This is a genomic window from Pseudomonas sp. B2M1-30 (assembly GCF_025447575.1).
GTDB classification, from domain to species: Bacteria; Pseudomonadota; Gammaproteobacteria; order Pseudomonadales; family Pseudomonadaceae; genus Aquipseudomonas; species Aquipseudomonas botevensis.
The window spans coordinates 97,406-109,574 of record NZ_JAOEJT010000014.1; the positions used below are offsets into that span (position 1 = coordinate 97,406).

Consider the following 12,169-nt stretch of genomic DNA (forward strand, 5'->3'; position numbering starts at 1 on the left):
ATGTAGCAAGCGAACTCGGCAATGTAGCAACTGGAAATGGGCACGATCACATCACGCAAGCGCAAGGACAACTCGACGGCCTATACGGCGCAGATACGGATCAATCGGGACGGGCGCACAGTTTATCAGGAAAGCCAAACCTTCGACCGAAAGCAGGTCGCCCAGGCTTGGATCAAACGGCGTGAGACGGAGCTGGCTGAACCGGGTGCGATTGAGCGCGCAAACCGTAAGGGTGTGACGATCAGGAAGATGATCGAGCAGTACCTGGACGAGTACGAAAAGATCCGGCCGCTGGGCAAGACCAAGAACGCGACGTTGAAGGCGATCAAGGATACCTGGTTGGGCGACCTTGACGACTCGGCTTTGACCAGTCAGAAACTGGTGGAATTCGCACAGTGGCGGATAAGTAAAGAGGGCGGCAGTGTTCAGGCGCAGACGGTCGGTAATGATCTCTCGCACCTGGGGGCAGTCTTGTCTGTAGCGCGGCCGGCTTGGGGCTACGAGGTGGATCCGTTGGCCATGCCGGATGCGCGCAAGGTGTTGCGCAAGCTGGGCATGGTCAGCAAGAGCAAGGAGCGCAACCGTCGACCGACGCTCGACGAGTTGGACAAGTTGATGGAGCATTTTTTCGAAATGCAGCTTCGTCGCCCTGAGTCGATCAATATGCCGAAGATGATTGCCTTCGCGCTTTTCTCGACGCGCCGGCAGGAGGAGATCACGCGGATTCGCTGGGATGACCTTGACGAGTCTCGTCAGGCCGTCCTGGTGCGTGACATGAAGAACCCCGGGCAGAAGATCGGCAACAATGTGTGGTGCCATTTGCCGGATGAGGCCTGGGCGATCCTGCAGAGCATGCCCAGGACTGAGCGGGAGATCTTTCCGTACAACTCCAGGTCGGTATCCGCATCGTTCACGCGGGCATGCCCGTTGCTGGGGATTGAGGACTTGCACTTCCATGATTTAAGGCATGAAGGGGTGAGCCGTTTGTTCGAGATGGATTGGGATATTCCGAGGGTTTCGAGTGTATCTGGTCATCGAGATTGGAATTCTTTACGAAGATATACGCATCTGCGTGGAAGAGGGGATCAATATGCTCAATGGCCGTGGCTAAAAAAACTGTTTAATAAGAATTTGGCAGTGTTGTAGTTTTCATTGTTAAGAGGCGTTTAATGTGGGTGTGAAGGAGCTGGTCGAATTATTGACGAAAAATTTAATAGCTTTGGTCGTTTTGGTTATTACCTTTGCGAGTGGGGTTTATTATTTGGTAGATGGCTTTCGCGATCTGGCAGAAAAGAGGCAGGAGTTGTCTCAGCAGGTCCAAGCCTTTGAAGCTGAGAAGTCAGAGTTCAAAGTGCAGCAGATTAAGACAGAATATGATCTAAAAGAACGCATTGCTGTTGTGGCGCGTCGTGAGCAAGAGGTAGACAAGCGTAATGCTCTTCTCGAATCAAAAGAAAGCGCTTTAGCCATTGCGGTCGATGGTCTTCAGCAACAGGCTGTGATGCTTAGTAAGGAGCAGCGTGCTAAGGACGCGGAAGATAAAATTGAACGTTTGATAGCCCAGTTTACTGATTTGGGAGTCAATTTATACGATAACCCCATGTGCTCTAATACAGAAGCTGTCAGGAAATATAATACCGCGAAAGCAATATTCTCAATGATAAATTCGCTGGCTAGGCAAAACTTCATGACTGGTAGGTATAGCGATTTTATAAATAAGCATCGAGGTCGAGATTTTATTGATTGTCGATAAGGAAAAAAGGGGCGGACGCCCCTTTTGTTATGCCGCTCTTCCCATTAGCTGGTTCTGCTCCTTAGTTGCCTTTTCTCGTTGGCGGTCAATGTAGTCAGCGAGGTCTTTTAGGTGGACTCCAAGCGCTGCCTTCTGAGTGTCTGCCCCTAAACGAACAACTGGGATGTCAATTTCACCATCAAGTCTTTTGCGTTTGAACTTTTCCACGGTTAAATGCATGTAGTCAACGCACACTCGGTCGAGTGGAATTACAGCTTGTCCGTTGTACTGAGCCATCAGCAAAAAAAGTGTGTTCATGCTGCTGCCTCCATCTCGCTCACACTCAGTCCGACGGCAACTGGGCGCACCCAGACCGGCATGTTATGGAGCATAAAAGTCTCACCGGCCTCGGCCAGTAAAAGAGTGGTTCCCATAACGTGTGCGATGGCCTCCGCTGCGGCCGGCGGTACTGCATTGCCGATCCGCTCGCGCCATGCTTGATCACTGAGGCCATCCAGCTCGAACTGTTCTTCCGGCTCGACCAGACTCTGCAGTGCAGCCAGTTCCAGTGTGGTAAATGGCCGGTGCCAAGTGCCGTCAAGGCTTTCGATCACGCAGGTCAGTCGATCATCCGCCGCCGGCATGCGGGGATCCGCAACTGACCACCTGCCGTTGTCTTGGCGAGCGCTTGCTGACACTGCGCCCGCTTGATTCCCCCAACCAACAACGCCGTAGTGCCCCCCGGTCAGGTAGGCATCGCCTTTCTGTCGTTTCATTCCTGGACGAGGATCAGCGATCGATAGTTGTCCAACCTGGACGCCCTTTCCTCCGGCAATGATGGTGGAGCTGTGGCGATCAAACCTCATGACAGTCAAGTTGTTGCTGTGCCGTTTCCAGTTCGGCCGTGGATCTGCGACGCTAAAAGTCCCTTGCCCGGGCGATTTCACACCGATGATCGCCCCCGTGGTTTCGTCCCAGCGGCGAACGCCATATTGCTGGTACTGGAGGGCTCCGGTTTTTGCGCGGGGATCTGCGACCGAGAACGCACCATTTGTTGGGCTTGAGCGGCCAGCGATAGTGCCAGGCGTGTCGCACCAGTCATGTACGCCCATATAGCCGGCGCGGTATCCAGGCACGATCACCAGGTCACGCAGATAGCCGTCCTCGATGACTAAGTCGTTCAGGCTACGCCAGTCCTTGCCGGCTTCTACCAAAGCAAGACGAACCCACGTTTTCCACTGGAGAGCTGGAACTCGGTGCATTGGTCCGGCGGCGTTGATATCGCCAGCGAGAGGCATACGGCCCAGAATTGAGCCGACAGACTGCAATGTCTTTTTCTCCGGTTCGTAAAGAAACGGTGGCACTTTCTCGACGTGACGAGCAACCAGTAAGAAGCGCTTGCGGCTCTGCGCCAAACCGCCAATGACACCGCAGTCATGTGTCGTCTCGGCCACGGCATAACCGTAATGGTTGAGCAGCTTGTTGATTTGGTCGAGCAGGTGCCGGCCGCGAGTGGCCAGACGCGGCACGTTCTCGAAGACGATCAGTGATACTGGATCGTCCTTCCATGCTTCACACATCAGCCAGATGCATCGCAACGTCAACTCGTTCAGGGCTTGGTACTTCGGCGTCAAGCTCATGGTCTCCGACAGCAGCCCTGAAGCGCCTTTGCATGGACTGGAGATGAACACGGCATCAGGGCGCTCGTTGTTCGCGGCGCGGCGCAGATCGTCGGCACTGGCTTCGACCCATCCCATGGGCGGCTCTTTGCTGTGGAATCGGGTGTACTGATCGCGCGTGAACAGATCCATCAGCGTGCCAGGAACGCCGGACAGTCGCTCGAAGTCGCGTAGGCCGGCCGGATCTACGTCCACGCCACCAATGCATCGCCACTCGGCTTGGATGTGTCCAACGATAGGCTTGGCTCGGTTGAAGCCTTTGGCACCACCGCCCAGGCCACAGCACATGTGGAAGTGGTTGAGAGCGCGCTTAAGCATTGGCGTTCTCCTTTTCAGTGGTCGTATACCCCTCAGCAGGCTGCGCGGGCGGGCGATTCTGAGCGATTAGCGTTGCATTGGGTGTGGCTGCCTCGCGCAGCTTTTCGTGGGGTATGAGCGCCTCGGTGGTGCTGCTGGAAGAAGCAATAATGCCTGCTGCTACGCAGCAGAGGCTGTTTGTTTCTAGTGTGTCGACGCTGGCTTTCTCGCGGAGCAAAGCGGTCGGGGATTGGGTGTTGTGCTGGTCCTTTTGCATGCCGCTTTCCTCCGAGGTTCGATTGCGCGTTGGCTCATCAGCCGCTGGTGAGGCGTGAGCCGGGTTGCGGTGTGTGTGGGATTGGGAGTAAGCCTGGCTCATGCGGCGCTCTCCTGATCTGCTGGCTCCAGCAGTGCAGCGATGGCGAGCGCCTGGTCGCGCAGGACGCGGGTTTCGCGTTCGAGCTTTTTGCCCGTGCGGAAGGCGGCGAATGTCTCGGCTGCGATCCGCAGTTTCTCGGCAATCTCCAGCAGGGTGATCCGTGCAGGTTCTCCAAGCTGTGAGGCCTCTACGGCGCGTTTGTAAAAGTCGTAGAGTTGCTCGTGTTTGTTTTGAACCTGCTTGAGCGATAGCGTGAGGTTGCGGATCTCTTCAGATTTGTCAGCGCTCTGAACTGCTATGCCTTCGCTGTAGCCTTCTGCATAACCCTCGGTGAGGCCGTTGCTGAATCCGTTCCGGTAGGCGAGCCAGTAAATGCCGGCGGTCATGAGGACGATTGCTATCAGCGCGCAGATTTGAATTGCAGTCATGTGGTGTGCTCCTGGTGATGTCATCGACCGGTGGTGGCAGCCGCTTGGTTTGTGGGTGTTACTCGTTGGTGTCGTCCTGCTGTCGCTGCATGTCTTCGTCGGCCTTGTAGGCGCGGATGTCGATCAGTGAGGCGACGTGCCTAATGTGGGCGTACTTCGGTGCCTTGCGGCTGGTGTCCAGTGTGGTGATGGGGAGCTGGATGCGGCCGCTGCTGATTTCGGCCGCGAACGATTGCTCGTTGAGGTTGCGAAAGTAGCGTTCGCGAATTCTGTCTAGCGGGATCAGAACGTCGCCGAAGGTGCGAAAAAGCAGCTCGACGGTGGCTGACTCCGGTGCCGGATGCAGGCGCAGCGGGTTTTGTGCTGTGTTACTCATGGCTCTGTTGGGCCTCCTTGCGTTGTTTTCGGGCCGGGTGGTTCCAGGCGTTCAGACAGTGGGTTCTGGTCAGCTCGCGCAGATGTTCGGGCACTTCGAGGAGCGCGGCGTTGCGCTCCTCTCGTGTCCGCATGGCGATGATCTGGCGGGCGTATTCCCTAGGCCACGTCACGGTTGTCTGCCGGAATGGCAGGCAGGTCGATGCCCAACTGTTCGGCCAGCCAGCGGATGCCGGGTTGTCTCACCCGGGTCGACTGGCTGTACTGCATGCCGAGCTGGTCGTGGTACCACTGGCCGTCCTTGATGCGCAGGTAATCGCGGTCGCGGTTGGGGTAGGCCGGCAGGTTCTTCTCGTTGAGCAGGCCTTTTTCCCGCATGCGAGCGATGAGCTTTGGACGGGTGAGGCCAAGTTGGGTTGCGGCGTGGGCGAGGGTGCGTTCCATGGCGTTCCCCCCCCCTCATGCCGCGTGCGCGGCTGGGGTGGCCGCTGCAGCGAGATGCTTGATGGACTCGGTGACCTTGCCGTAGATCTCGACATCGGTCCCGTACACGGTGAAACACCGGGTGTGCGGGCTTGTGTTGCCGATGCTCAGGATGGTGGTGACGCCCGAACGTGATTGTGTGCGGTGCAGCGCGACCTGCAGGGGATAGTCAAAGCCCATGTCGAGGCTCAGCATGCCGCCGATGCGTATCAGCTCAAACACGCGTTGCTTGTCGGAGATCTCGAAGCGGCCATATTCGCGACTGGCGTGCGGGCGGTGCACTAGGTCGCTGGCGTTGCTTGCGTCAAATGGTCCGTTGGCGATCTCTTCGATGAAGTCGGCCAGCTTGAGGTGTGTTTTCTTATCGTTCTGCAGGGTCAGCGTGTGGCGTTCGCTGCCCAGCTCGACGACGAAGGTGCTCTCCGCTGTGCCGCGTTCGACCTTGAGGCGGAACGCCAGGCATTCACGCTTGGGCGCTGTACGGAGGACATGGTTGAAGGTCTCGGTCAGGTTGACCTGGGCGTTGAGCAACTGCAGGGTGCGGTTGTCGATTTTGTACTTGATCATGCTGCATGCCCTCCGCCATTCGGATCAAATGGGGTGGGGGCAGTGCGAGGTGGCTGCTTCGGTTTGCTGGTGACAAATGAGCAGCCGCTCTCGCGGGCCAAGCGGCGTATCTCGAAGATTCGGAAGGGATCAGCTGCGGCCGGGTGGACGTGCAGGGTTGCTGTGGTGTGCATGGTTTTGCATCGCTCTGTGGTGGGAGAGTGGGGCAAATATCAACCTGCAAACCCTGTATGTCAACCAAAAGTTGATATTTTGTGCCTAGCCGTCAAACGATCTAAATTCACTTTGTAAATGCCACCAGCGGGATACCGGCGTCATTAGCATTCGATCTAGTAGAGGGTAGAAAAAAGCCATGTACGGAGAGCAATTGTTGAGTCGAATGTGGGAAACTCTTTCGGAAAAAATGATTGGATCTTACCTGAAACCTTATCAATTGCGCCGAGTGGGAGAGGCAGAGTTAGATTTGATGCGGATTGGGAAGTTGATATCAGCACAGGCAGAGCGCGAAGCTGATGAGATCAGAAAGGGTAATAAAGATATATCAGATTTTTCTCGGAAAATTGAGTTTAAAAAGATTGCAAAATCGAATTATATCGCGGAGCGCTTAGAGCCAACGATTGACGCAGTTCATTTAATAGAGGGCAGTTATCGTAGAGCAGCGATAGACGCTACAAGGAAAGAAGTTAACGTTGCTAAGTCAATTTTGTATGCTGAAGAAGTGTTGGTTAATGATCCTCAAGAACCACCTGCAGATGATGTTGACGATGATTGGTTGTATCGTTGGAGGGATTGTTCGAGTGAGGTTTCTTCTAGTGATATGCAGAGACTTTGGGGGCGATTACTCGCGGGTGAAGTAAAGTCTCCTGGTATGTATTCTCTTCGGTGCTTAGACTTTCTCAGGAACTTGTCCCAAGCAGAGGCGAAGCTGATTGAAGAGATATCCTGTTTTGAAATTCAAGGTATGCTAGTTAAACAGGCAGTTGACGAACGATGTCAGTTCGAAGATTTGCTACAGCTTGAAGATTTAGGAGTTTTATCTGGAGTTGCATCAGGGGGATTGACAAATAATGTTCCGTTGTCAATGCAGCTTACTGATGCAGAGCTTGAGTGGCAGTTACGCGCGGATAAACTGTGTTTGACCGTTAAGAGTCTCCTTTCAGCGAACCGTTTAGAATTAAAGGCGTACCGTATTACTCCAATGGGGCAACAAATCATTGCGCTCGGACGGCTTCCTGACGATGTTGACTACATCAGGGCAGTGGGTAAGATAATTGCAAGAATGCATTTTAAAGTCACGGTCTGTGAGTATCATAGATCCGGTGAGTATATTATGGTTCCTGAGAACCAAGAAATAATAACACCGGATTGATATTGGCCGTTGACTTTTTATTCCGGGATGAAGGAACCTACAACCTTTCCGCAAATGTGTGTTTCCTCCGTAATATCAATGATTGGATATTGCGGATTGATTGGGCGTAAAAATTGCCGTCCTGCGTCCTCTACGAGGATTTTAAATGTCGCTTCATTTGTGCGTGGTACTCTAGCAATTACTCGATCCCCGGTTTTTGTCTCGGCCTCAGGATCCACAAATATTATACAGCCGGTTGGGTAACTCCGGCCTGGACCAGGGTTGGTCATAGAGTCACCTAGAACTTTCAGCGCATAACCATGTGCGCTTATAGGGACAGGGCAGGACAGCCATGACTCCGTATCATAGCTCTCAAAGTTTGAGATGGCCTCACACCACGCACCGGCCTGGACCCAAGAAATGAGCGGTACTTTGCCGAAGCGATGGTTAATCTCGGTCACATTGCTGGCATCGCCGATATTGATTTGGTGAACATTAGTATCTCCAACTTGTTCTTTTGGGAGTACACCATATTCCAACCATTCTCTACGAACCTTCAACCATGAGCAAAGTGCGGACATGCTATCGGCCTCTGCTATTGCTTCTCCGTTTAACCATTTACTAATCGCCTGCGTGGTCTTATTGACGCCTTGTCTCTTCAATTGGCGATGGATGTCAACACCTCGACCACGGGCTCGCACACCTGCGGCGTCGAGAGCTTCGTGTAGGCGCTCGCTGAAAGCTGCGCGGAGAGAGTTTTTATCAACCATAGGTTGAGGGTCTCATAGAGGTTGCGCAATAGTCAGTTGATCTATAACATCAACCGAAAGTTGATAATTAGAGGTTGTCATGTTGGACCCCGCAGATTTTCCGAGCGCGATTGCGTTTGCTTTTGAAGCAGTGGGCGGCATTGGGGCCGCCGCCAAGGTATGCGATCGCAGCTATCAGGCTCTGAACAAATGGCGTCAGGCTGCATGCCTGCCGAGAACGGATTACACAGGTGAAACCAAGTATGCCGAGCTGTTAGCGACTGCTGCTAAACAGAAGGGCAACGCATTTCAAGCTGCTTGGCTGTTAAACGCTTCGGCCCCTCACAAAGCTGCAGCGTAGCAAGAAAAAAGGCGACCAAAAGGTCGCCCAGTTCCTCCCGACACGCACCACCACAGCGCTGCCGGGACGCGATAAAGGTAGGTGGGCACACCACATGCAACCACCGCCCTTTATCGCGCTTTTCCAAGGCTCGGAAGCCTTGGTGTTGCTGCCTTTTCCACCACAGATTGGGCAGCTGTTGCGCCAGGGGTGAACAACGGATTGTTCGCCCCGGCACGGTGCCGGTATCGATCCCGAAGATCTAGCCGGCGTTTGGGCCCTTTCAAGCCACGCGGCAAATGTATCACTACTGCATGTCGCGCGGCACTGGCAACTTACAAGGATTAATGCCATGAGCCGTATCATTCTGAGCTCTCTAGACCGGGCGCAGCGGGAAGTTTTGCCGCTCGATCTCGCGCTTTACCATGCCGCACGGGACTACCCCGGCGGCGCCGCTGCTATCGCCGCCACCACTGGCCGAAATGCGACCACGCTGCAGCACAAGCTTTCCCCAACCCACCCAAGCCACACGGTGAACATCCAAGAGTTCGGCGAGATTCTGGAGCTGACCAAGGATCGCCGCATCCTGGATGCAGTGCATGCGTTGGTCGGTGACACAACTTGGCAGGAGCTGGCCGAGGCGTACACCAATGACATGCCTGAGACGCTGACCACCGGTATCGCGGAATACTTCCGCAAGGTGGCGGATCTGGCGGACACCTGGGCTAAGAGCATTGGTGACGGTGTCGTCACTGATGAGGAACTCGCCGCGATTCGTCTGCAGGTGTTTCGTGGGATTCAGGGGCTGTTGGGGCTGTTCAACCGCGCCACGTACGTCAACCAGACGACGCGGGGTGTTGATCGTGGCTGATATCGCTGACTTCGCTAATGACCTGGTGCAAGAGCGTATTGATCAAGCGCTCGCTGCACGCAACGCCGCCAAGCCCGCTTTGGCGGCGCATTCGTTTCTGTTCTGTGAGAACTGTGAAAACCCGATTCCTGAGGGACGCCGCATCGCTGTTCCTGGGTGTACACAATGCGTGAGCTGCCAAGAGGTCGATGAGATCTTGGGGGCCATTTATGCTCGATGATGTCTTGGGGCAATTCGCGGATTACGGTCTTGAGCCTGCGCAGCCGCTGGTGTTTGGCAAGCTGACCCGGTGCAAAACAGCGCAGGACAAGGGCAAGGAAAAGAACGGCTGGTACATCGCCCATGAGCATCGCACCGAGAAGGGTGAGACGCTGATTTTCGGCGCATTTGGTGATTGGCGTTCGGGTGAGTCGCAAAAGATCAAGGTCAAGGCCGGACGGATGTCGCCGGAAGAGCGTGAGGTCATGCGCGCTCGACAGGAGGAGGCGAAGCGCCGGGCTGCGGAGATCGCAGCCAGTGCGGCGCGTCGTGCGGCCAAGCGTGCGGCAGGGATGTTCAAGCGCATGCCGGAGAAAGGCCGAAGCGACTATCTGGATCGTAAGCAGATCGTTGGTATCGGTGTTCGGTATGCACCGCGAACTGGCGCGTTCCTGGTGCCGATGTGTAACGTGCGCGACGAGATTGTCGGCCTGCAGGTGGTGTTTCCAACCAAGCAGGAAGACACCGGTCGGGACAAGACGTATTGGCCCTATGGGATGTCGAAGGAGGGCGCTTTTCACTTGATCGGTCCGCATCCGGATCCGGGTGAGCCGGTGTTGGTGTGTGAGGGCTACGCCACGGGCGCAAGCCTGCATATGGCGACGTCGCTGACCGTGGCCATTGCGTTTGACGCCGGCAACTTGCTGGTGGTGTGTAAGGCGATGCGTGAGCGCTTCGCCGGCTGCCCGCTGATTATCTGCCGGGACGATGACTGGAAGACCACGAAGCCCAACGGTGATGCCTGGAACCCTGGTGAAGAGAAGGCCAACAATGCGGCGCTGATCGTCGGTGGCCAGGTGGTTGCGCCGATCTTTTCCGGTGAGCGTGAGATCAAGTGGACCGACTTCAACGACCTGCATGTCGCCGAAGGTTTGGAGGCCGTGCGCCGTCAGGTGCTGGCGGTGGTCAAGCCGCCGGCTGCTGGTGGCTGGAAAGACTTGCTGGCTCGCAGCGAGAGCGGGGCGTTGATCGCGCACATGCAGAACGTCGAGTTGATCCTAGCCAACGATGAACGCTGGGCCGGGGTGATCAGTTACAGCGCTTTCAGTTCGAAGATCGTGAAGCTGCGTGCGGCACCGTATGGCGGTGGCACTGGCGATTGGGCGGACATCGATGATGTGCGGGTGATGAAGTGGCTCGCGCAGCAGTACAACTTGCGGGTCAAGGCGTCGCATGTAATCGAGGCGGTGAGCGTTGTTGCGCATGACCATGCGTTTCATCCGGTGCGGCAGTATCTGCGCAAGCTTGAATGGGATCGCGTGCCGCGCTTGGAAAGCTGGCTCACGGATGTCATGGGTGTGAAGGCCTCCGATTACTCGAGCAAGGTCGGTAAGCGCTGGATGTTGTCGGCCGTGGCGCGGGTGATGAAGCCGGGCTGCAAGGCTGACTCGGTGATGATCCTTGAGGGGGCGCAGGGCGCCGGTAAGTCGACGGCGATGAGCATTCTCGGCGGCGAGTGGTTCATGGATACGCCGTTCGCCCTGGGCGATAAGGATGGCTTTCAGGCGATCCGGGGCAAGTGGATCGTCGAGCTGGGCGAACTGGACAGTTTCAACAAGGCCGAGAGCACCAAGGCCAAGCAGTTTTTCTCGGCGTCCACGGACACCTACCGCGAGAGCTACGGTCGTCGCACGATGGACGTACCGCGTCAGTGCGTGTTCGTGGGGACGACTAACCAAGACGAGTACCTCAAGGACGCGACCGGTAACCGGCGATACTGGCCGGTGGCGTGTACCAAGGTGGATCTGGAGTTGTTGCGCTCGATGCGCGATCAGCTGTGGGCCGAAGCGGTGTTCTGTTACGACGCGGGCGATCTCTGGTGGGTGACGCTGGATGAGGCGGCAATGTTCGGCGAGGAGCAGGACGAGCGCTTTGTGGTGGACGAATGGGAAGGTCCAATTCTGACTTGGCTGGAAGAGTCGCAGATCGGCGAGACCACCACCGGCAGTGATGTGCTGACCAGTGCATTGAAGTTGGACTTCGGGCATTGGGGCAAGCCGGAGCAGATGCGGGTTGGGGTGATCTTGCATCGGTTGGGGTGGCGGCGAGTACGGTTACCTCCGTTGGTGAAGAGTGGTCAGCGGCCGTGGGCTTACAAGAAGCCTGCAGGGTGGGGCGGTGCTTCGGCGTTGAAGCGGGAACCGATTGAGGAGCCTTGCTTTGATTAAGGAGATCGATTCGCTGCTTCGTTTGTGGGCTCAGGAGCTGCATTCCGAACATTCGAAAGGGGGGCTTGCTGGGGGGAATATGGTTGCCATGATGATGGAGAGCAATGGGCAACTGATCCGTGGGCGGCGGGCCTTCCGTGCGCCGCTGGAGAGTTCTCTCGACATCGAGCTGATCGTGACCAAGCATCTGGCGCCCGAGCTGGTGACGGTTGTACGGGAGCATTACTGCACGCTCGACGTTGATATGCGCTTGCGTTACGCGCACTGCGGCTGCGGTCGTGACACGTACTACCAGCGTTTGCATGAGGCACACCTGCAGATCTTCGGAGTGATGATGGGGTTGGCTGCGTGACCCCTGGCATTCGTCCGGCTGTTGCTGTCCCACTGGCCCGTCTTGTCCCGCTGCATTTTGATGCAGTGGGACAGGTGCGGGCCTTGTCGTTATTGGGCTGTCCCACCGTCCCGCTACAAAGTGCCTCCCGCCCGTGTGAGCGT

Annotated in this window: 16 protein-coding genes; 8 read left to right on the top strand and 8 right to left on the bottom strand. The window is 56.0% G+C overall.

Annotated features, from left to right (window positions below; genetic code table 11):
- Positions 1–36 precede the first annotated feature (36 nt).
- Positions 37–1,146 carry a site-specific integrase gene (locus N8H74_RS23720; RefSeq protein ID WP_262150719.1) on the top strand — a complete coding sequence of 370 codons (1,110 nt, stop codon included), beginning with the start codon at positions 37–39 and terminating at the stop codon, positions 1,144–1,146.
- A gap of 25 nt (positions 1,147–1,171) precedes the next feature.
- Positions 1,172–1,753 (top strand): hypothetical protein, encoded by a 582-nt coding sequence (locus N8H74_RS23725; protein WP_262150720.1) that lies wholly within the window; start codon positions 1,172–1,174, stop codon positions 1,751–1,753.
- 27 nt (positions 1,754–1,780) lie between these two features.
- Here the strand turns inward: N8H74_RS23725 and N8H74_RS23730 are convergent, their stop codons facing one another.
- From N8H74_RS23730 to N8H74_RS23760, 7 genes are all read right to left on the bottom strand, one after another.
- Entirely contained in the window at positions 1,781–2,050 is a 270-nt protein-coding gene (locus N8H74_RS23730; RefSeq protein WP_150592490.1) for a pyocin activator PrtN family protein, read from the bottom strand.
- Entirely contained in the window at positions 2,047–3,729 is a 1,683-nt protein-coding gene (locus tag N8H74_RS23735) for a DNA cytosine methyltransferase (RefSeq protein ID WP_262150723.1), read from the bottom strand. Before N8H74_RS23735 ends, N8H74_RS23730 begins: the two co-directional genes overlap by 4 nt.
- Complete coding sequence (locus N8H74_RS23740; protein WP_262150725.1) at positions 3,722–4,087, bottom strand: hypothetical protein; 366 nt, start codon at positions 4,085–4,087, stop codon at positions 3,722–3,724. Before N8H74_RS23740 ends, N8H74_RS23735 begins: the two co-directional genes overlap by 8 nt.
- Positions 4,084–4,515: a hypothetical protein gene (locus tag N8H74_RS23745; RefSeq protein WP_262150727.1), complete on the bottom strand. Its 432-nt coding sequence runs from the start codon at positions 4,513–4,515 to the stop codon at positions 4,084–4,086. The genes N8H74_RS23740 and N8H74_RS23745 overlap by 4 nt, the downstream gene beginning before the upstream one ends.
- Before the next feature lie 58 nt (positions 4,516–4,573).
- Positions 4,574–4,891, bottom strand: coding sequence for a pyocin activator PrtN family protein (locus tag N8H74_RS23750; protein ID WP_262150729.1), 318 nt, complete (start codon positions 4,889–4,891; stop codon positions 4,574–4,576).
- 158 nt (positions 4,892–5,049) lie between these two features.
- Positions 5,050–5,334, bottom strand: coding sequence for a phage antirepressor KilAC domain-containing protein (locus N8H74_RS23755; RefSeq protein ID WP_262150731.1), 285 nt, complete (start codon positions 5,332–5,334; stop codon positions 5,050–5,052).
- A gap of 15 nt (positions 5,335–5,349) precedes the next feature.
- Positions 5,350–5,940: a hypothetical protein gene (locus N8H74_RS23760; protein WP_262150733.1), complete on the bottom strand. Its 591-nt coding sequence runs from the start codon at positions 5,938–5,940 to the stop codon at positions 5,350–5,352.
- Positions 5,941–6,319: 379 nt separating this feature from the next.
- Here N8H74_RS23760 and N8H74_RS23765 point away from each other — a divergent pair, with 379 nt between their 5' ends.
- A complete protein-coding gene (locus N8H74_RS23765) occupies positions 6,320–7,309 on the top strand; it encodes a DUF2806 domain-containing protein (RefSeq protein ID WP_262150874.1) in 990 nt (329 codons plus the stop codon).
- 17 nt (positions 7,310–7,326) lie between these two features.
- Here N8H74_RS23765 and N8H74_RS23770 read toward each other — a convergent pair whose 3' ends face one another.
- Entirely contained in the window at positions 7,327–8,058 is a 732-nt protein-coding gene (locus N8H74_RS23770) for a S24 family peptidase (protein WP_262150735.1), read from the bottom strand.
- Positions 8,059–8,137: 79 nt separating this feature from the next.
- Here N8H74_RS23770 and N8H74_RS23775 point away from each other — a divergent pair, with 79 nt between their 5' ends.
- The 5 genes from N8H74_RS23775 to N8H74_RS23795 all read left to right on the top strand — a co-directional run bounded on the left by N8H74_RS23775 (position 8,138) and on the right by N8H74_RS23795 (position 12,026).
- Complete coding sequence (locus tag N8H74_RS23775) at positions 8,138–8,398, top strand: hypothetical protein (RefSeq protein WP_262150737.1); 261 nt, start codon at positions 8,138–8,140, stop codon at positions 8,396–8,398.
- 331 nt (positions 8,399–8,729) lie between these two features.
- Complete coding sequence (locus N8H74_RS23780) at positions 8,730–9,248, top strand: phage regulatory CII family protein (protein WP_249490060.1); 519 nt, start codon at positions 8,730–8,732, stop codon at positions 9,246–9,248.
- Positions 9,241–9,468, top strand: a complete 228-nt coding sequence (locus tag N8H74_RS23785) for a TraR/DksA family transcriptional regulator (protein ID WP_227233039.1) — start codon at positions 9,241–9,243, stop codon at positions 9,466–9,468. The genes N8H74_RS23780 and N8H74_RS23785 overlap by 8 nt, the downstream gene beginning before the upstream one ends.
- Entirely contained in the window at positions 9,458–11,674 is a 2,217-nt protein-coding gene (locus tag N8H74_RS23790) for a VapE domain-containing protein (protein WP_262150744.1), read from the top strand. The genes N8H74_RS23785 and N8H74_RS23790 overlap by 11 nt, the downstream gene beginning before the upstream one ends.
- A complete protein-coding gene (locus tag N8H74_RS23795; protein ID WP_119739013.1) occupies positions 11,667–12,026 on the top strand; it encodes a hypothetical protein in 360 nt (119 codons plus the stop codon). The genes N8H74_RS23790 and N8H74_RS23795 overlap by 8 nt, the downstream gene beginning before the upstream one ends.
- Positions 12,027–12,169: the final 143 nt, after the last annotated feature.

Bases quoted from the DNA above. Each gene is read 5' to 3' on its own strand.
- N8H74_RS23720 (WP_262150719.1), top strand. From the start codon at position 37: ATGGGCACGATCACATCACGCAAGCGCAAGGACAACTCGACGGCCTAT.
- N8H74_RS23730 (WP_150592490.1), bottom strand. From the start codon at position 2,050: ATGAACACACTTTTTTTGCTGATGGCTCAGTACAACGGACAAGCTGTA.
- N8H74_RS23735 (WP_262150723.1), bottom strand. From the start codon at position 3,729: ATGCTTAAGCGCGCTCTCAACCACTTCCACATGTGCTGTGGCCTGGGC.
- N8H74_RS23740 (WP_262150725.1), bottom strand. From the start codon at position 4,087: ATGAGCCAGGCTTACTCCCAATCCCACACACACCGCAACCCGGCTCAC.
- N8H74_RS23745 (WP_262150727.1), bottom strand. From the start codon at position 4,515: ATGACTGCAATTCAAATCTGCGCGCTGATAGCAATCGTCCTCATGACC.
- N8H74_RS23750 (WP_262150729.1), bottom strand. From the start codon at position 4,891: ATGAGTAACACAGCACAAAACCCGCTGCGCCTGCATCCGGCACCGGAG.
- N8H74_RS23755 (WP_262150731.1), bottom strand. From the start codon at position 5,334: ATGGAACGCACCCTCGCCCACGCCGCAACCCAACTTGGCCTCACCCGT.
- N8H74_RS23760 (WP_262150733.1), bottom strand. From the start codon at position 5,940: ATGATCAAGTACAAAATCGACAACCGCACCCTGCAGTTGCTCAACGCC.
- N8H74_RS23765 (WP_262150874.1), top strand. From the start codon at position 6,320: ATGTGGGAAACTCTTTCGGAAAAAATGATTGGATCTTACCTGAAACCT.
- N8H74_RS23770 (WP_262150735.1), bottom strand. From the start codon at position 8,058: ATGGTTGATAAAAACTCTCTCCGCGCAGCTTTCAGCGAGCGCCTACAC.
- N8H74_RS23775 (WP_262150737.1), top strand. From the start codon at position 8,138: ATGTTGGACCCCGCAGATTTTCCGAGCGCGATTGCGTTTGCTTTTGAA.
- N8H74_RS23780 (WP_249490060.1), top strand. From the start codon at position 8,730: ATGAGCCGTATCATTCTGAGCTCTCTAGACCGGGCGCAGCGGGAAGTT.
- N8H74_RS23790 (WP_262150744.1), top strand. From the start codon at position 9,458: ATGCTCGATGATGTCTTGGGGCAATTCGCGGATTACGGTCTTGAGCCT.